Here is a 16,945-nt window from a genome sequence, read left to right as displayed (position 1 = left end):
GCATGCGTTTCGACCTGAAATCCTTCCGGTTCACGGAGTCCGAGCGTGCCCCCGGCGCGCTGGCCGTCGCCGCCGCCGACCGCAGCCTGACGTGGGCGCAATTGCGCGACGAGGCCTGCGCCTGGGCCGACGAAGCGCGCCGGCACGGCGCCGCGCCGGACGTGCCGGTGGCCATATACGGCCACAAGGAAGCGTCCTTCTTCGTCGCGATGGTGGGGGCGCTGCTGATCGGCGCGCCCTTCGTCCCGGTGGACACCATTTATCCGGCCGAACGCCTGCGCCGCATCGTCGAGATCGTGCGTCCCGCGGCCGTCTACGACGCGGCGGCCGGCACGTTCACGCCGGGCCAGGGCGCCCAGTTGGCCGAGCGCGGCCTGGCCTACGTCATGTTCACCTCGGGCAGCACGGGCGATCCCAAGGGCGTGCAGATCGGCCGCGAAAGCGTCGGCCTGCTGGGCGACTGGATGCTGGGCAGTTTCGGCCTGGGCGAGGCGCCCGTGTTCATGAACCAGGCGCCGTTCAGTTTCGACCTGTCCATGTACGAGGTGTTCGCCACCCTGGCCTCGGGCGGCAGTTGCGTGCTGAACGCGCGCGAACAGATCGCGGCCGCGGGCGCGTGGATCCCCCGGCTGGCGGAGCATGGCGTGACCGTATGGGTGTCCACGCCGTCGTTCGCCCACCAGCAACTGGCCAACCGCGATTTCTCGCCGGCCGCGCTGCCCGCGCTGCGCACCTTCCTGTTCTGCGGCGAGCCCCTGCCCGCGGCGCTGGCCAGGAAGCTGCGCCAGCGCTTCCCCGGCGCGGTCATCCTGAATACCTACGGTCCGACCGAGGCCACCGTGGCCACCACCTGGATCGAAGTGACCGACGCCGTGCTGGCCGCGCACGATCCGCTGCCGGTCGGCCATGCCAAACCGGACAGCGTGCTGCTGGTGGACGAGGGCGGCGAGATCTGCATCGTGGGCGACCACGTGATGCGCGGCTACCTGAACCGCGCCGACCTGAACGAGGCCAAGCTCTACACCTATGCCGACGGCCGGCGGGCGTTCCGCACCGGCGACCTGGGGCAGATGGGGGAAGGCGGCTTGCTGTTCTGCCGCGGCCGGATGGACGACCAGATCAAGCTGAACGGCTACCGCATAGAGCTGGCCGAGATCGACGAGGCGCTGCACGGTTTGCCGGGCGTGGAGGGCGGCGCTTGCGCCGTGCTGCGCCGGCCCGACGGCACGGCGGTGCGCCTGATCGGCTTCGTGGCGGGCGCCGCTGAAGGCCAGGCGGCCAGCCTGCTGGCGCCGGACGCGCTCGACGGCTGGAAGGCGCGGCTGGCCCGGCGCCTGCCGCCTTACATGGTGCCGTCGGAACTGGTGGCCTGCCCGTCGCTGCCCATGTCGAACAACCACAAGATCGACCGCAAGAAGCTGATCGAGATCTACGCCGCCATTCCGGTGTAGGGGTGCTTCAGACGCCCATCATGCCGTAGCTCAGGCGGGCCAGGACCATCAGCACGATCTGCGCCACGATCAGCAGCACCAGCGGCGAGAAGTCGATCGAGGTGCGGGGCAGGATGCGGCGGATCGGATTGAGCATCGGGTCGGTCAGCGCCTGCAGCAGCGGCATCATGGGGGCCATCGGGTTGACCCACGACAGCACCGCCTGGATCAGCGTCAGCCAGACCACCAGGTTCAGCGCCCATTTGGCGGCCATGATCAGCGCCGACCCCATGGCGGCGGGCAGCAGTTCGAGAGGAATCAGCGCGCCGATCGCCACCAGCCAGATGAGCACCAGGTAGACCAGCGCCGACAGCCAGGCCGCGACCAGGCTCGTCCAGTCGATCTTGTTGCCGGCCGGAATGATCTTGCGCAGGGGCGTCACCAGCCAGTTGGTGGCCTGATAGACCGCGCGGGCGAGGGGATTGAAGGGGTGCAGCCGTATCGCGTGCATCCAGGCGCGGGCAATCAGCGCCGCTCCGAACAGCGTGAACACGATTTCGAGAAGGAAGCGGAAGATTTCACCGAGCATGGACACGATCACCCTGAAAAAGAGGAGACAATTGTCGCACGCTCAAGCGTGAAAAGAACGCCCCTGTGCCGGAACCGTCGGGGGGGCTCTTGCTGTCGGGCCGCCCCAAGGCAAAAGATGCCCTTTTTTGGGGGGGAGCTAGCCCGGTGGCACGGAGGCCAACAAAAAAGCCGCCCGGCCAAGGCCAGGCGGCTCTCGCGAAGCTAAGGCTTCGAACCGTCCTGATTAGGGACGGCCACCGGTCGGGAACGGCCACGACGCGGCGGGGTTCAGCGCGGTCTTCGCGCCCGGGGCGGCTGCCGTGGACGGCGGCGTTACGGGCTTCTTCGGAGCGGCTTTCTTCGCGGCAGGCTTCTTTGCAGCGGCCGGCTTCTTGGCAGCAGCAGGCTTGGCGGCAGCGGGGGCCTTCTTGGCGGCGGGAGCCTTCTTGGCAACGGCCTTCTTGGCAGCAGGCGCCTTCTTGGCGGCCGGAGCCTTCTTGGCAACCGCCTTCTTGGCAGCCGGAGCCTTCTTGGCTACCGCTTTCTTGGCGACGGCCTTCTTGGCAACCGCCTTCTTGGCGACGACCTTCTTGGCTACCGCTTTCTTGGCGACGGCCTTTTTGGCAACCGCCTTCTTGGCGACGGCCTTCTTGGCTACTGCCTTCTTGGCGACGACCTTCTTGGCTACCGCTTTCTTGGCGACGGCCTTCTTGGCTACTGCCTTCTTGGCGACGGCCTTCTTCGCTACCGCCTTCTTGGCGACGGCTTTCTTGACGGCCGGCTTCTTGGCGGCAACCTTCTTCACTGCCGGTTTCTTGGCGGCGACTTTCTTGACGGCTACCTTCTTGACGGCAGCTTTCTTGGCCGGAGCGGCCTTCTTCGCTACTGCCTTCTTGGCGGCGGGCTTTTTCACCGCTTTCTTTACGGCTTTCTTGGCTGTTGCCATGGTCATGCTCCTTAGGTTCAGGGGTCCCAGAACTTAAACCCGTGCCCCGACCCGCCAACAAGACGGATCGTGCCCGGGCTATTCATCGGCGCATGCCGCTGTTCTGTGCGAGCAACAGCTACTACGGTTTGCGCTAATGAATTCGGCACAGCCATTTGATATGGCCCCCGCTCCTTTGGCGCGAGCCATTTCAAATGGCGCCGGTGGGCAGTCTGATCACAGACCGCCTACCGCTTGTTCTACGTGTTCGAAACTGTCCCCGCGCCGCGCTTTCGGCTCGCTGCCCCCGAGGGGGTGCGTTTTTGCCTTGAGGCGGCCCGGCGACAAAACACCCTGACCGAGGAGAGCGCCATCAAGCCTGTCGCGAACGCGACGCTCCTTGATTCTGGAGCGTGCCCGCGCCGGGCCTGATGACGAACTGCGTTTACTCCCAGCTCAGCGTGCCACCGGTTTGGTATTCGATCACGCGAGTTTCAAAAAAGTTGCGTTCCTTTTTAAGGTCGATCATTTCCGCCATCCACGGGAAGGGGTTTTCTTCCTGCGGGAACAGCGGTTCGATACCGATTTGCTGGCAACGGCGGTTCGCGATGAAGCGCAGGTAGGACTTGAACATGGGGGCGTTCAGGCCCAACACGCCGCGCGGCATCGTGTCTTCGGCGTAAGCGTATTCGAGTTCGACCGCTTTGCGGAAGAGTTCCCGGATTTCTTCGCGGAATTCCGGCGTCCACAGATGCGGATTTTCCAGCTTGACGGTGTTGATCAGGTCGATGCCGAAGTTGCAGTGCATGGATTCATCGCGAAGGATGTACATGTACTGCTCGGCGGCGCCGGTCATCTTGTTCTGGCGGCCCAGCGCCAGGATCTGCGTGAAGCCAACGTAGAAGAACAGGCCTTCCATCAGGCAAGCGAAGACGATCAGCGACTTCAGCAGCGTCTGGTCGGCCTCGGGGGTGCCCGTCTTGAAGTTGGGGTCCGCGATCGCGTCGATGAACGGGATCAGGAACTCGTCCTTGGCGCGGATGGACGGGACTTCGTTGTAGGCGTTGAAGATCTCCGCCTCGTCCAGGTCCAGGCTTTCGACGATGTACTGATAAGCGTGGGTGTGGATCGCTTCCTCGAACGCCTGGCGCAGCAGGAACTGGCGGCACTCGGGCGCCGTGATGTGGCGGTAGGTGCCCAGCACGATGTTGTTCGCGGCCAGCGAATCGGCCGTGACGAAGAAGCCCAGGTTGCGCTTGACGATGCGGCGCTCGTCCTCGGTGAGCCCGTTCGGGTTCTTCCAGAGGGCGATGTCGCGCGACATGTTGATTTCTTGCGGCATCCAGTGGTTGGCGCAAGTGGCCAGGTACTTCTCCCACGCCCACTTGTACTTGAAGGGCACGAGCTGATTGACGTCCGTCTCGCCGTTGATGACGCGCTTGTCGGCAACCTTCACGCGCTGCGAGGTGGCGGAGCCGCTGACGGCCAGGCCGGCCGCGTGTTCAGGCGCGGCGGGCGTGGGCATGGCGGCGTCGCCGAATACACCGGTCGCCGCCCGTACTTCGGGCGCAGCCTGCCCGCCCGCCGCGGGGGCGGGCGATTGTGCAGGTTGCGTGGCGATGGTGTCGTCTTCCCAATTAATCATGATTCATTCTCCGGAGGCGGTTATTGGCAGGCTTCGCACTCTTCGAAGCCGGGGTCTCCCGGCCGCATGGTGCAAACCGCCCCGAGAACTTCGGGTTCCGGCAAAACAGGTGCGGCGGCCACGGCCGAAGCCGTGGATTGGCCACCCGCGGTGACGGCGTTCAATTCGCCGCCGCGTCCCGTGGACTTCTCGGCGCTGGTGGCGCCAAGGGTGCGCAGGTAGTAGGTCGTCTTCAGGCCACGCTTCCAGGCCAGCTTGTAGGTGTCGTCCAGCTTCTTGCCCGAGGCGCCGGCCATGTAGATGTTCAGCGACTGGGCTTGATCGATCCACTTCTGGCGGCGCGACGCGCATTCAACCAGCCAGCTCGGTTCGACTTCGAACGCGGTGGCGTAGAGTTCGCGGAGTTCGGAAGGTACGCGATCGATGCGGGACAGGCTGCCGTCGAAGTACTTGAGGTCGGCGACCATGACTTCGTCCCAGAGACCGAGTTTCTTCAGGTCACGCACGAGGTAATCGTTAACGACCGTGAACTCGCCGGAGAGATTCGATTTGACGTACAAGTTCTGGAAAGTAGGTTCGATGCACGCAGATACACCAATGATATTGGAAATAGTCGCGGTTGGGGCGATTGCGATGCAATTGGAGTTGCGCATGCCATGTTCTTTGATGCGCGCGCGCAACGTATCCCAATCGAGCGTGCTCGATTCATCGACCTCGACATGGCCGCCGCGTTCATCGCGAAGCATCTTCAACGTGTCTTGCGGCAGGATGCCGCGCGACCACAGCGAGCCTTCGTACGACTGATAGCGGCCGCGTTCTTCGGCCAGCAGGCTCGAGGCCCAGTACGCGTGATAGCACACGGCTTCCATCGAGCGGTCGGCGAATTCGATGGCGTCCTGCGAAGCGTAAGGCACGCGCATCATCTGCAGGCAATCCTGGAAGCCCATGATGCCCATGCCCACCGGACGATGGCGCGCGTTCGAATTGCGGGCCTTCTCGACGGCGTAATAGTTGATGTCGATCACGTTGTCGAGCATGCGCATGGCGATGCGCACCGTGCGCTTGATCTTGTCGTGGTCGAGTTCGAAACCGCCGCCGGCGGCCGGCTTCATGTGGGCGACCAGGTTCACCGAACCCAGGTTGCACACCGCGATTTCGGATTCGTTGGTGTTCAGCGTGATCTCGGTGCACAGGTTCGAGCTGTGGACGACGCCCACGTGCTGCTGCGGCGAACGGATGTTGCACGGATCCTTGAAGGTGATCCACGGGTGGCCGGTTTCGAACAGCATCGACAGCATCTTGCGCCACAGGGTCAGCGCCGGCATCTTCTTGAAGAGCTTCAGCTCGCCGCTGGCGACCTTGGATTCATAGCCGACGTAGGCCTTCTCGAATTCCTGGCCGACCTTGTCGTGCAGGTCGGGGCAGTCGGACGGCGAGAACAGGGTCCATTCGCCGGCTTCCATGACGCGCTTCATGAACAGGTCGGGAATCCAGTTCGCCGTGTTCATGTCGTGGGTGCGGCGGCGTTCGTCGCCGGTGTTCTTGCGCAGTTCCAGGAATTCCTCGATGTCCAGGTGCCACGTTTCCAGGTACGTGCACACGGCGCCCTTGCGCTTGCCGCCCTGGTTCACCGCCACGGCGGTGTCGTTGACGACCTTCAGGAACGGCACGACGCCCTGGCTTTCGCCGTTGGTGCCCTTGATGTGGCTGCGCAGCGCGCGCACCGGGGTCCAGTCGTTGCCCAGGCCGCCGGCGTACTTGGCCAGCAGCGCGTTTTCCTTGATGGCGTCGTAGATGCCTTCCAGGTCGTCGGAGACGGTGGTCAGGTAGCACGACGACAACTGCGAGTGCAGGGTGCCCGAGTTGAACAGCGTCGGCGTCGAGCTCATGAAGTCGAACGAGGACAGGATCTCGTAGAACTCGATGGCGCGGGCTTCGCGGTCGGCTTCGCGCAGCGCCAGGCCCATGGCCACGCGCATGAAGAACACCTGCGGCAGTTCGATGCGGGTGCCGCGGATGTGCAGGAAGTAGCGGTCGTACAGCGTTTGCAGGCCGAGATAGCCGAATTGCAGGTCGCGCTTGGCGTTCAGGGCGTGGCCCAGCTTGGCCAGGTCATAGCTGGCCAGTTCGGGCGACAGCAGGCCGCCTTCGATGCCGCGGGCGATGAACGTGGGGAAGTATTCGGCGTAGCGGGCGCCCATGCCGTCCTGCGACACTTCTTCGCCCAGCACTTCCTTGCGGATCGTGTGCAGCAGCAGGCGGGCGGTGACCTGGCTGTAGGCCGGGTCCTTTTCGACCAGCGCGCGCGCCGACAGGATGGCGGACTTGAACACTTCGTCGACGGGGATGCCGTCGTACAGGTTCTTGACCGTTTCCTTCAGGATGGCTTCGCTGTCGATGAATTCGGCCAGGCCTTCGCCGGCGGCGACGATGGTCGCGCGCAGTTCGGCCAGGTCCAGCGGACGGCGCACGCCGGCGTCGGTCACGTTCAGCACGTGTTCCTGCGGGGCGGCGGCGGCCTTCTCCTGGCCTTCGGCGGCGGCTGCCGCGGCGCGTTCCTGCGTGCGCTTCTCGCGGTACAGCACGTAGGCGCGGGCGACGTCGTGCTCGCCCGAGCGCATCAGCGCCAGTTCGACCTGGTCCTGGATGTCTTCAATATGGAAGGTGCCACCGTTGGGGCGGTTGCGCACCAGGGCGTTGACGGCCTGGCCGGTCAGATTTTCGACCAGCTCACGCACGCGCGCGGAGGCCGCGCCCTGGCCGCCGTTCACGGCCAGGAAGGCCTTGGTCATGGCGATGGCGATCTTGTTGGGTTCGAACCCGACCACCGAGCCATTGCGGCGAATGATGTTGTAGCTGGCCCATTGCCCGCCATTGGCGTCGGCAGGGGAATCGGTTTGAGAGGGCGGCACGGCCGAAGGCCGGGTCACAGAGGCGATCGTAGTCTGCATGGAAGCTCCTGTGCGAAAAGCGCGTAGATAACGACATGACGGGGTCATGTCCGGTACGAAATCGGGTCTTTGAGGGGAATCGCGACGCTTGGACGGACTAGTCCAAAAGGCGTGGCCGACGGGAATCAGCGCTTAGGCGACCACAACATGTAGTGTAGCACCCCTCGATGGACACTAATTCTAGTGATCGAGTACGACAGGGACAAGAAGAAGATAAGACGAAGCTCACAAAAGATTGTTACCAAATGCACTAGGCGCGCCCAGCAAGGCGCGCCCAGGAAGATGCCGCTCGGAGCGAATGTTTATGCGGTTTTCCGCAGGGGCATGTCGCGCGGGGCAGGCGCCGTATAGCTTTGCATCAATCGGCCTAACTCCGTCCGATATTTCTCGACGCTCGCCGCCTTGACGTGGCCGAAGCCGCGTATGGTTTCTGCAAGGGCGGCGATTGTAGCCGCTTGGGCAATCTTGTCCCCGTTCAACCCCACGAGCAACTGGTCTATGGTCTGGCGGTACTCGCGGATCAGCGCCCGTTCCATCTTGCGTTCGGCGGTGTGGCCGAAGGGATCGAACCAGGTGCCGCGCAGACCCTTCAGGCGCGCCAGCGCTTTCAGCGCCGTCATGGTGCGCGGGCCCAGCGTCATCTTGCGCGGCACGCCGGTGCGCGGGTCCTTGCGGGCGAAGACCGGCGGCGCCATGTGGAAGCGCAGGCTGTAGTCGCCTTCGAACTGGCTCTTCAACTGCGCCCGGAACGATTCGCCCGTGTAGAGCCGCGCCACTTCGTATTCGTCCTTGTAGGCCATGAGCTTGAAGAGGCCGCGCGCCACCGCCATCGCCAGGCGCGGGGTCCGGGCGTCGGGCGCCAGTTCGCGTTCGCGGGCCGCCACGGCCTCGACCACGTCCTGGAACTCGCGGGCATAGGCGGCGTTCTGGTAGGCGGTCAGGTCCTCGACGCGGCGGGCCACCGCGCGTTCGAAGGTCTCCGGCACGTGCAACTGCACCACCTGGGCGGCGGGCCGCAGCGCGGCGCCCAGCGCGTCGGGCTGGTGCGCGGCCAGGCGGCCGCTGTCGAACGCGGCGCGATTGGCGGCCACCGCCACGCCGTTGAGTTCGATGGCGCGGTAGAGGGCGGCCTGCGACAGCGGCACGCCGCCGCGCTGCCATGCGTAGCCCAGCATGAACATATTGGACAGGATGCTGTCGCCGAACAGCGCCAGCGCGGCGGCGTGCGCGTCGATCTCGGCGGTATGGGACTCGCCCGCCGCATGGCGGATCTTGGCCAGCAGCGCCTCGGGCCGCATGGCGGCATCGGGGTTGCGCGTGAAGTCGGACACGGGGGCCACATAGGTGTTGACGGTCACCTGGGTGTGGCCGCGGCGCAGCGCGCCCAGCGAGTCCGGCGCGACGGACGCCACCGGGTCGCACAGGATCGCCGCGTCGGCCTGCCGCCAGTCCAGGCGCACCGGGCCGTCCGGCGCGCCCGGGGGCGCCAGCCGGATGTGGCTGACCACGGTGCCGCCTTTCTGCGCCAGGCCGGTCAGGTCCAGCACGGCGGCGGACAGGCCCTCCAGGTGCGCCGCCATCGACACGATGGCGCCGATGGTGATGACGCCGGTGCCGCCCATGCCCGCGACCAGCAGGCGGTACGGGTGTTCCAGCGCGGGCGGGGCCGGCGGGGGCAACTGCGCGATCAGCTTTTGCAGGCGTTCCTGGTCGGCCTTGGGCGCCGCGCTCTTCCTGGGCTTGCCGCCCATGACCGAGACGAAGCTGGGGCAGAAGCCCTCCGCGCACGAGTAGTCCTTGTTGCAGCTCGACTGGTCGATGGCGCGCTTGCGGCCGTAAGGCGTTTCCAGCGGCACCACCGACAGGCAGTTCGACTGCACGCCGCAGTCGCCGCAGCCTTCGCAGACCGCGCTGTTGATCAGCATGCGGCGCGCCGGGTCGGGGAACTGGTTCTTCTTCCGGCGGCGGCGCTTTTCGGCGGCGCAGGTCTGGTCGTGGATCAGCACCGTCACGCCGGGGATCTCGCGCAGTTCGCGCTGCACGGCGTCCAGTTCGCGGCGGTGGAGCACCTTGATGCCCGGGCCCAGGTCCACGCCCTGGTATTTCTCGGGCTCGTCGCTGGTGACGACAATGCGGGCCACGTTTTCGCCGCGTAGCTGCTGGCAGATCTGCGGCACGGAGATCGGGCCGTCGACGGGCTGGCCGCCGGTCATGGCCACCGCGTCGTTGAAGAGGATCTTGTAGGTGATGTTGGCGCGCGCGGCCACCGCCTGGCGGATGGCCAGGTAGCCCGAGTGGTAGTACGTGCCTTCTCCCATGTTCTGGAAGATGTGCGGCATTTCGGTGTAGCGCGACAGGCCGATCCAGTCCACGCCTTCGCCGCCCATCTGGGTCAGGCCGCCGGTGTCGCGGTCCATCCAGGCGGCCATGTAGTGGCAGCCCACGCCGGACAGCGCCTGGCTGCCTTCGGGCACCTTGGTCGAGGTGCTGTGCGGACAGCCCGAACAGAAATAGGGGCGGCGGCGCATGCCGTCGGCGTCGTTGGACAGCGGGGCCTGGCAGTCGAAGGCGGACAGGTCGGCGGCCGGCGGCAGGCCGGCGGCGCGGCTGAGCCAGCCGGCGAGCGGACGCGCCAGCAGGGACGGGCGCAACTGGCCGGCCGACGGCACCATCGGCTCGCCGTCGAAGCCCTTCTTGCCCGTGACCGACGGGCGGTCCGGCATATTGAACAGCAGGTCCTTGATCTGGCTTTCGACCACCGCGCCCTTTTCCTCGATCACGAGGATGTGCGACAGGCCGCGCGCGAATTCCAGCAGGCGGCCGGCGTCCAGCGGCCAGGTCAGGCCGGGCTTGTAGATGCGGACGGGCGCGTTCGCGGTGACGGTGTCCACGCCCAGGCGCGACAGCGCTTCCATGGTGTCCAGGTGCGCCTTGCCCACCGTGACGATGCCGACGGCGGCCTTGGGGGCCGGACAGGCCAGGCGGTCGATGCTGTGGCGGCGCGCGAACGCGGCGACCGCCTTCATGCGCAGGTTCATGCGCGTTTCGACGGCCAGCGACAGGAAGTCGCGCGCCGAGTATTCCAGCGATTCGGGCGGCAGGTCCGGGTCGGCGGGCATGTCGTAGGACGCGACCGGGGCGGGCGTGAAGGAGTGCCCGCTTTCGATGGTTTCGGACACGGCCTTGAAGGCGACCCAGGTGCCCGAATAGCGCGACAGCGCCCATCCCCACAGCGCGAAGGTCTCGTATTCGTCGATGGAGGCGGGATGCACGATGGGCATCTGCCAGCCGATCAGCGAGGCCTCGCTGGCATGCGGGATCGAGGACGAGACGGCCGTGTGGTCGTCTCCCACCACCACCAGCACGCCGCCGTTGCGCGAGGCGCCCGCGGCGTTGCCGTGATGCAGCGCGTCGCCGGCCCGGTCCACGCCGGGGCCCTTGCCGTACCACATCGCAAAGACGCCATCGACCTTGCGGTCGGCGCGCAGGCCCGCCTGCTGCGTGCCCATGACGGCGGTGGCCGCCATGTCTTCATTGATGCCGGGCAGGAAGCTGATCTGGTTGGCGTCCAGCGCCTTCTGCGCCTTCCACATGGCCATGTCCACGCCGCCCAGCGGGGAGCCGCGGTAGCCCGAGACGAAGCCGGCCGTGTTCAGGCCGCGCTCGCGGTCCCGCCGGCTCTGGGTGAGCATGATGCGCACCAGCGCCTGGGTGCCGGTCAGGAAGATGCGGCCGGAGGTTCGGGTGAGGTTGTCGGCCAACTGGTAGTCGAGATCCAGCGGCGGTTCGGCGGCGGGGGTACCGTCCATGGTAAATACTCCTGGTTTCGGCACCATGATAGGTTCGCGAGGGATCAGGTTTATTGCGTTTTTGGATCGTGCTATCCCTATAATTCGAAATAAACGTTTCGTGTTGAACAAAACCAGGAGACTAAGAGATGGACAAGACCGATATCGGCATCCTCAAGGCCTTGCAGGAGGACGGCCGGGCTTCGGCGCAGCAACTGTCGGAGAAGGTCGGCCTGTCGGCCGCGCCGGTGTGGCGGCGGGTGAAGGCGATGGAGGCCAGCGGGGTGATTCAGGGGTACAGCGCGCAGGTGGACCGCAGCAAGGTGGGGCTGGGCTGCATGTTCGCCCAGATCAGCCTGGAACGGCATTCCGCGAACACGGTCGAGAACTTCGAGCGGTCGGTGCGCGACGCGCCCGAGATCCTGGAATGCTATGCGGTCACCGGGGATTCGGACTTCCTCTTGAAGATCCTGGTGGAAAGCCCCGAGGCCTACGACCGCTTCCTGCACCGGTTTCTCTTCAACATGCCGGGCATCCGCCAGACGCGCACCATCGTGGCGCTGCGCGAGATCAAGCACGAGCAGCGCCTGCCGCTGTAGCGGCGCGCGCGCTTCTCCTCTATCTATATAGAAGGGAGGCGCGCGGAAAGGGACGGGCCGCTTATTGGGGCTGGATGCCCGAGATGCGGATCCATTCCTTCCAGCGCGCCGTGTCTTCCTTCACGAAGGCGTCGAAGCGCGCCACGTCCATCGATTCGGGCGTCAGCCCCAGCGCGCGCAGCTTCTTCGCGGTGGCTTCGTCCTTGACCGCCGACTGCAGGTGGGCGTTCATCTTCGCCACGATGTCCGGGGGCGTGCCCGCCGGGGCGGACAGGCCCAGCCAGCCGGCCACGACGAAATCCGGATAGTAGGTCGCCATGGTCGGCACGTCGGGCCAGGCCGCCTGCGGCTGCGCGCCCGTGACGGCGATGGGGATCAGCCCCTTGCCGTCGATCTGGCCCATGGCCGTGAGGTAGTCCACGAAGGCGAAGCTGATCTGCTTGCCGCGCAGGTCGGTGATGATCTGCGTGATGTTCTTGTAAGCGGCGCCGCTGATCTCGATGCCCGCGCGCTGCTTGAACAGTTCGGACGGCACTTGCGAGGACGAACTGTAGTAGCCGAAGAAGACCTCGCCGGGATGCTTTTTGGCGTAGTCCACCAGCTCGGGCACCGTGCGGTACGGGCTGCCCGGCGCCACCACGCCGACCGTGCCGAAGGTGCCCAGCAGGCCGACCTGCCGGAAGTCCTTTTGCGCGTCATAGGGCAGGCTCTTGTACAGGAACTGGTTGGCGGCATGGGTGGAGTTCGTGGACAGCAGGAACGTATAGCCGTCCGGCGCCGCGTTGCGGGCGGCGTTGGTGCCGACGATGCCGCCCGCGCCGGGGCGGTCCTCGACGACGACGGTCTGGCCGGTCTGCTCGCCCAGGTACTGGGCGAAGGTGCGCGCGGTCAGGTCGGCCGCGCCGCCGGCCGCCGACGGCACGATGAGGGTCACGGGTTTCTCGGGCCAGCCGGCGGCCTGCGCCGTGGCGGCCAGCAGCAGGCCGGCGCCGATCAGCGCCGGGCGGAGTCGTCGGGAAATGGACATGCTTGTCTCCTGGTTGCGTTCTTGCGCGGTTGCGCTGTTGTCGTTGTCAGCCGAATTGCGCCCGATGCCATTCCAGGATGGCGCCGGCGCTGGCTTGCCAGTTGTCCGCGTACATCATGCAGTGCGGCTGCCCGGCAAGCACGGCGTGGGAAAAACCGTAGCGGCGAGCGATCGCCAGGTCCTGTCCGGGCGGATGCCGGTCATGGGTGTCCAGGCCGGCCTCCAGGCACAGGCCGGGCGCGCCGAGGGGGGCGGCGCCGACCGCCACGCGCAGCAGGTAGCGGTCGTTGAGCACCTGCGGGCTTTCGGCGCACAGGCGCCGGGAAACCGCGCCGACGTCGCGGCCGGGCGCCGTCGCCAGGAAGCGGGCGCGGATCTCGGCGGCGCCGGGCGCGGCGCGGGGCGCGGCGTCGGGCACCGGGGGCAGGGCCAGCGCGCCCGGCAGGTCGCCGGGAGGCGAGGGCGCCAGCAGCACCACGCCGGCCACCGGGCACTGGCGCGCGGCCAGCAGGGCCGGCAGCGCGCCCATGCTGTGGCCGACCACGACAGACGGCGCTTGCAGCGCGTCCAGCGCGTCGGCCACGTCGCGGCCCAGGTCGGCGATGGTCGCGGACGCAAAGGCCGCGTCCTGCGGCAGCGCGCCATGGCCGCGCACGTCCAGGGCCGCGCAGGCCAGGCCGGCGGCGGCGAAGTAGGCCAGGTAATGCGCGTAGCACCAGGCGCCGTGGTACGCCCCCGGCACGAACAGCAGGCCCGGCCGGCCGTCCCGCGGCGGCGCGCCGATCAGCAGCCGGCCGCGGCCGGCGGCGCGGGCGGGCAGCCTGTCGGCCAGGCTGAAGTCCAGCGGATCGGCGCTGGCGTCGAGGAGGGCGGGAGCAGGGGCGGCGGCATTCATATTGCGGCCATCTTAAGTGCCGGCCTATGATCAGAAAACTTTATTTTTCCAATGCTTCGATAAGCTTTCCAAATACACCGCAGCGCATGCCCTCCCAGCCCGACCTGTCGATCGCGCACTACCGCCATTTCCTGCTGGTGGCCGAGTTGCGCAGTTTCCGCGCCGCGGCCGCCCGCGCGTTCCGCTCGCAGCCGGCGCTGTCCCTGTCCATCCGCGAAATGGAGCAGCGGCTGGGCCAGCCGCTGTTCGAGCGCGGCAACCGCAACACGCTGACGCGTTTCGGCCAGGACTGCCTGCCGCTGGCGCGCGAACTGGTCGAGCATCACGACCGCGTGGCCGGCGCGCTCGCGGGGCTTGCCAGCAACGGCGCGGGCACCCTGACCATGGCCTCGGTCGCGACGGTGGCCACGCATTGGCTGCCCGAGCTGGTGGCCGCGTACCGCGAGCGCTATCCGGCGGTGGCCTTGCGGCTGTTCGACGACAACTCCGAGGGCGTCGAGCGCATGGTGCTGGCGGGCGAGGTCGAGCTGGGCGTGTGCAGCCCGGTGTCGCAGGACCGCCGGCTGTCGTTCGAGCCCCTGCTGCGCGACGCCTTCGGGCTGGTCTGCCACCGCGGCCATCCGCTGGCGGGGCGCAAGTCCGTCACCTGGCGCGAAATCGCCGGCCTGCCGCTGGTGGGCACGATGGCGCACCGCCAGCTTGCCGGCTACCCGCAGGCGGCCTTCATGTTGGACCGGCAGGTGTTCGTCTCCAACATGATGTCGCTGCTGGCGATGCTGGAGCGCGGAGTGGGCGTGACGGTGCTGGCCCGATTGGGCGTGCCGCCGGACTCGCCCGGGCTGGCGTTCGTGCCGCTGTCGCGGCCGCGCATCGAGCGCGAACTGGGCATCACCCGCCTGGCGGGCCGCAGCCTGTCTCCGGCCGCCGCGCGCATGGAGGAAATGCTGCGGGCGAAGGCGCTGCGCAGCGGCCGCGGTGTCGCTTGAAACCAACGCATTTTTGCGGTTTCCGGCGCTAAAGCCGGTTCTTTCCCGCGCGGACTGTTGCGCAATTGCACACCGCGCGGATCGCCGTTGATTCTTCCCTGGCGGCTCTTTAGAGTGCGGAATGTTTGCTGCGCGAAGAGGGCGCCGGTGTGATCGGCGCGGCGCGTCGACAGACGTGTTGAGGAAGTCATGAGCAGTGTGTATTTGCGTTCGGCCGGCATCGCCTGCGCCGTTCTGGTCCTGGCCGGCTGCGCCGCCAGGAAGCCCGCCGCCATCACCGAGGTCCGGCCCGCGGAACCGCCCAAGCCGGCGGCATGCGTGCCCGCCAGGAGCGGCGACCCGATGATCGGCACGTGGCTGTCGAACACCCGTCCGCGCGACGTCAGCGGCGATCTGCAATCGCTGATCGTGCTGTCCGCCGATGGCACGATGGCCTACGAATCCCTGTTGAAGATCGGCCGCAAGACCCGTCCCGCGCTGCGCGAGACGGGTTGCTGGACGGTGGCGGACGGCATCTACACGATGCAGACCACCAAATCCGCCGGCGAGCCCGTCGACGCCAACGATCCGATCTATCTCAACCGCTATCGCGTCGAAAAGGTCGAGCAGGCCAGGCTGACGCTGCGCGAACTGAAAAGCGGCGGCCAGCTCATGACCGCCCGCCGCATGCCGGCGGGCTACCGCCTGCCATACTAGCCGCGCAGGGCGGACGCTCCGCCTGGCGGTTTCGCCAAGACGGCCGGGCTGCGGTAAGGTGCGGTCTTCGTCCCCACCCTTGCCGCCGGTAATCCATGCCCGCCCTGTCTTCCGAAGCCCGCGCGATCGCGCTGCTTGCCCTGGCCGCCTTCGTCAGCGCCAGCGCGTTCCGCATCTGTGACCCCATGTTGCCGCAATTGGCGGCGGAGTTCGGCACCACCACGGGCCAGGCCGCGCGCGCGGTGACCGCGTTCGCCGTGGCCTACGGCGTGCTGCAGATGTTCTTCGGCCCGCTGGGCGACCGCTACGGCAAGTACCGCGTCGTCAGCGTGGCGACCTTCGCCTGCGCGCTGGGCAGCGCGGGGGCCGTGATGGCCGGATCCCTGGACGTGCTGGTGTTCTGCCGGGTCCTGTCGGGCGCGGCGGGGGCGGGCATCGTGCCGCTGTCGATGGCCTGGATCGGCGACAACGTCCCGTACGAGCGCCGCCAGGCGACGCTCGCGCGCTTCCTGACCGGCACCATCCTGGGCATGTCGGCGGGCCAACTGGCCGGCGGCCTCTTCGCCGATACGGTGGGCTGGCGCTGGGCCTTCGCCGCGCTGGTCTGCGGCTACCTCGCCGTCGGCGTGCTCCTGCTCATGGAAGTGCGCCGCCAGCGCGCCTCGGGCCTGGGGCGCGTGGATCCGGGCGCCGCGAGGCAGGGCTTCGTGGCGCAGGCGCGGCTGGTGCTGGGCACGCCCTGGGCGCGCGTGGTGCTGGCGACCGTCTTCGTCGAAGGCCTGCTGGTCTTCGGCGCCCTGGCTTTCGCGCCGTCCTACCTGCACGAGCGTTTCGGCATTTCGCTGACCGCCGCGGGCGCGCTGGTGGCCGTCTACGCCGTGGGCGGCCTGATCTATACGGTGGTGGCCGGCCGCATCCTCAAGCGCCTGGGCGAACGCGGCCTGGCCGTCGCTGGGGGGCTAGTCCTGGGCGTGGCGTTCCTGTCCTACCTGCTGGGGCCCGTCTGGATGTGGAGCCTGCTGGCGAGCGTGCTGGCCGGCTTCGGCTACTACCTGCTGCACGCCACCCTGCAGACGAACGCCACGCAGATGGTGCCGTCGGCGCGCGGCACGGCGATCGCCTGGTTCGCGTCCTGCCTGTTCATGGGCCAGGCGGCCGGCGTGGCCCTGGCGGGCGCGGTGGTCGATGAAATCGGGGCGCCCGCGCTGTTCGGCGGGTCGGCCGTGATGCTGCCGCTCCTGGGCGCGTTCTTCGCCCGGGCGTTGAAGGCGCGGCCGAGGGTGGGGGGGGGTTGACGTCTTGGGGGGTGTCAGACACCCGTGAGGCACCTGTCGGCATTGGCGGGCGTCTCGTACGGGTGTCAGACACAGACGTGCGCCAAGTGTCAGACACAGGCGCGTGCCAGGTGTCAGACACCCGTACGAGACGCCCGC

General features: G+C 67.4%; 12 protein-coding genes. 5 read left to right on the top strand and 7 right to left on the bottom strand.

Annotation, left to right across the window (positions count from 1 at the left end; genetic code table 11):
- Nucleotides 1-2 precede the first annotated feature (2 nt).
- Nucleotides 3-1,451, top strand: a complete 1,449-nt coding sequence (locus AVE30378_RS23855) for a D-alanine--poly(phosphoribitol) ligase (protein ID WP_129244228.1) — start codon at nucleotides 3-5, stop codon at nucleotides 1,449-1,451.
- Between the two features lie 7 nt (nucleotides 1,452-1,458).
- Here AVE30378_RS23855 and AVE30378_RS23850 read toward each other — a convergent pair whose 3' ends face one another.
- The 5 genes from AVE30378_RS23850 to AVE30378_RS23830 form a co-directional block, all read right to left on the bottom strand.
- Nucleotides 1,459-2,019 (bottom strand): YggT family protein, encoded by a 561-nt coding sequence (locus tag AVE30378_RS23850; protein ID WP_129244226.1) that lies wholly within the window; start codon nucleotides 2,017-2,019, stop codon nucleotides 1,459-1,461.
- Nucleotides 2,020-2,244: 225 nt separating this feature from the next.
- Nucleotides 2,245-2,946 (bottom strand): histone H1-like DNA-binding protein, encoded by a 702-nt coding sequence (locus AVE30378_RS23845; RefSeq protein WP_129244224.1) that lies wholly within the window; start codon nucleotides 2,944-2,946, stop codon nucleotides 2,245-2,247.
- A gap of 424 nt (nucleotides 2,947-3,370) precedes the next feature.
- Nucleotides 3,371-4,570, bottom strand: coding sequence for a ribonucleotide-diphosphate reductase subunit beta (locus AVE30378_RS23840; protein ID WP_129244222.1), 1,200 nt, complete (start codon nucleotides 4,568-4,570; stop codon nucleotides 3,371-3,373).
- A 20-nt stretch (nucleotides 4,571-4,590) separates the two neighbouring features.
- Nucleotides 4,591-7,521 (bottom strand): ribonucleoside-diphosphate reductase subunit alpha, encoded by a 2,931-nt coding sequence (locus AVE30378_RS23835; protein WP_129244220.1) that lies wholly within the window; start codon nucleotides 7,519-7,521, stop codon nucleotides 4,591-4,593.
- Between the two features lie 302 nt (nucleotides 7,522-7,823).
- Nucleotides 7,824-11,330: an indolepyruvate ferredoxin oxidoreductase family protein gene (locus AVE30378_RS23830; RefSeq protein WP_129244218.1), complete on the bottom strand. Its 3,507-nt coding sequence runs from the start codon at nucleotides 11,328-11,330 to the stop codon at nucleotides 7,824-7,826.
- 128 nt (nucleotides 11,331-11,458) lie between these two features.
- On the opposite strand from AVE30378_RS23830, the gene AVE30378_RS23825 reads away from it, so the two are divergent.
- Nucleotides 11,459-11,908 carry an Lrp/AsnC family transcriptional regulator gene (locus tag AVE30378_RS23825; protein ID WP_008159001.1) on the top strand — a complete coding sequence of 150 codons (450 nt, stop codon included), beginning with the start codon at nucleotides 11,459-11,461 and terminating at the stop codon, nucleotides 11,906-11,908.
- A gap of 61 nt (nucleotides 11,909-11,969) precedes the next feature.
- Here the strand turns inward: AVE30378_RS23825 and AVE30378_RS23820 are convergent, their stop codons facing one another.
- Both AVE30378_RS23820 and AVE30378_RS23815 read right to left on the bottom strand, forming a co-directional pair.
- Nucleotides 11,970-12,935 carry a Bug family tripartite tricarboxylate transporter substrate binding protein gene (locus AVE30378_RS23820; protein ID WP_129244215.1) on the bottom strand — a complete coding sequence of 322 codons (966 nt, stop codon included), beginning with the start codon at nucleotides 12,933-12,935 and terminating at the stop codon, nucleotides 11,970-11,972.
- A 46-nt stretch (nucleotides 12,936-12,981) separates the two neighbouring features.
- The gene (locus AVE30378_RS23815; protein WP_129244213.1) at nucleotides 12,982-13,830 is read right to left on the bottom strand and encodes an alpha/beta hydrolase; all 849 of its coding nucleotides are present in this window, start codon (nucleotides 13,828-13,830) and stop codon (nucleotides 12,982-12,984) included.
- Nucleotides 13,831-13,916: 86 nt separating this feature from the next.
- Between AVE30378_RS23815 and AVE30378_RS23810 the strand changes: the two genes are divergently transcribed.
- From AVE30378_RS23810 to AVE30378_RS23800, 3 genes are all read left to right on the top strand, one after another.
- The gene (locus AVE30378_RS23810; protein ID WP_129244211.1) at nucleotides 13,917-14,816 is read left to right on the top strand and encodes a LysR family transcriptional regulator; all 900 of its coding nucleotides are present in this window, start codon (nucleotides 13,917-13,919) and stop codon (nucleotides 14,814-14,816) included.
- Between the two features lie 189 nt (nucleotides 14,817-15,005).
- The gene (locus AVE30378_RS23805; RefSeq protein ID WP_129244209.1) at nucleotides 15,006-15,512 is read left to right on the top strand and encodes a hypothetical protein; all 507 of its coding nucleotides are present in this window, start codon (nucleotides 15,006-15,008) and stop codon (nucleotides 15,510-15,512) included.
- 95 nt (nucleotides 15,513-15,607) lie between these two features.
- Entirely contained in the window at nucleotides 15,608-16,807 is a 1,200-nt protein-coding gene (locus AVE30378_RS23800) for an MFS transporter (protein ID WP_129244207.1), read from the top strand.
- Nucleotides 16,808-16,945 lie beyond the last annotated feature (138 nt).

This window comes from Achromobacter veterisilvae, from assembly GCF_900496975.1.
Taxonomy (GTDB): Bacteria; Pseudomonadota; Gammaproteobacteria; order Burkholderiales; family Burkholderiaceae_B; genus Achromobacter; species Achromobacter veterisilvae.
Note: the sequence above shows the minus strand (reverse complement) of the source record. Positions and strands in the feature narration are given on the sequence as shown.

Excerpts from the sequence above, each read along its gene's own strand:
- AVE30378_RS23855 (WP_129244228.1), top strand. The coding sequence starts at position 3 with ATGCGTTTCGACCTGAAATCCTTCCGGTTCACGGAGTCCGAGCGTGCC.
- AVE30378_RS23850 (WP_129244226.1), bottom strand. The coding sequence starts at position 2,019 with ATGCTCGGTGAAATCTTCCGCTTCCTTCTCGAAATCGTGTTCACGCTG.
- AVE30378_RS23845 (WP_129244224.1), bottom strand. The coding sequence starts at position 2,946 with ATGGCAACAGCCAAGAAAGCCGTAAAGAAAGCGGTGAAAAAGCCCGCC.
- AVE30378_RS23840 (WP_129244222.1), bottom strand. The coding sequence starts at position 4,570 with ATGATTAATTGGGAAGACGACACCATCGCCACGCAACCTGCACAATCG.
- AVE30378_RS23835 (WP_129244220.1), bottom strand. The coding sequence starts at position 7,521 with ATGCAGACTACGATCGCCTCTGTGACCCGGCCTTCGGCCGTGCCGCCC.
- AVE30378_RS23830 (WP_129244218.1), bottom strand. The coding sequence starts at position 11,330 with ATGGACGGTACCCCCGCCGCCGAACCGCCGCTGGATCTCGACTACCAG.
- AVE30378_RS23825 (WP_008159001.1), top strand. The coding sequence starts at position 11,459 with ATGGACAAGACCGATATCGGCATCCTCAAGGCCTTGCAGGAGGACGGC.
- AVE30378_RS23820 (WP_129244215.1), bottom strand. The coding sequence starts at position 12,935 with ATGTCCATTTCCCGACGACTCCGCCCGGCGCTGATCGGCGCCGGCCTG.
- AVE30378_RS23815 (WP_129244213.1), bottom strand. The coding sequence starts at position 13,830 with ATGAATGCCGCCGCCCCTGCTCCCGCCCTCCTCGACGCCAGCGCCGAT.
- AVE30378_RS23810 (WP_129244211.1), top strand. The coding sequence starts at position 13,917 with ATGCCCTCCCAGCCCGACCTGTCGATCGCGCACTACCGCCATTTCCTG.
- AVE30378_RS23805 (WP_129244209.1), top strand. The coding sequence starts at position 15,006 with ATGAGCAGTGTGTATTTGCGTTCGGCCGGCATCGCCTGCGCCGTTCTG.
- AVE30378_RS23800 (WP_129244207.1), top strand. The coding sequence starts at position 15,608 with ATGCCCGCCCTGTCTTCCGAAGCCCGCGCGATCGCGCTGCTTGCCCTG.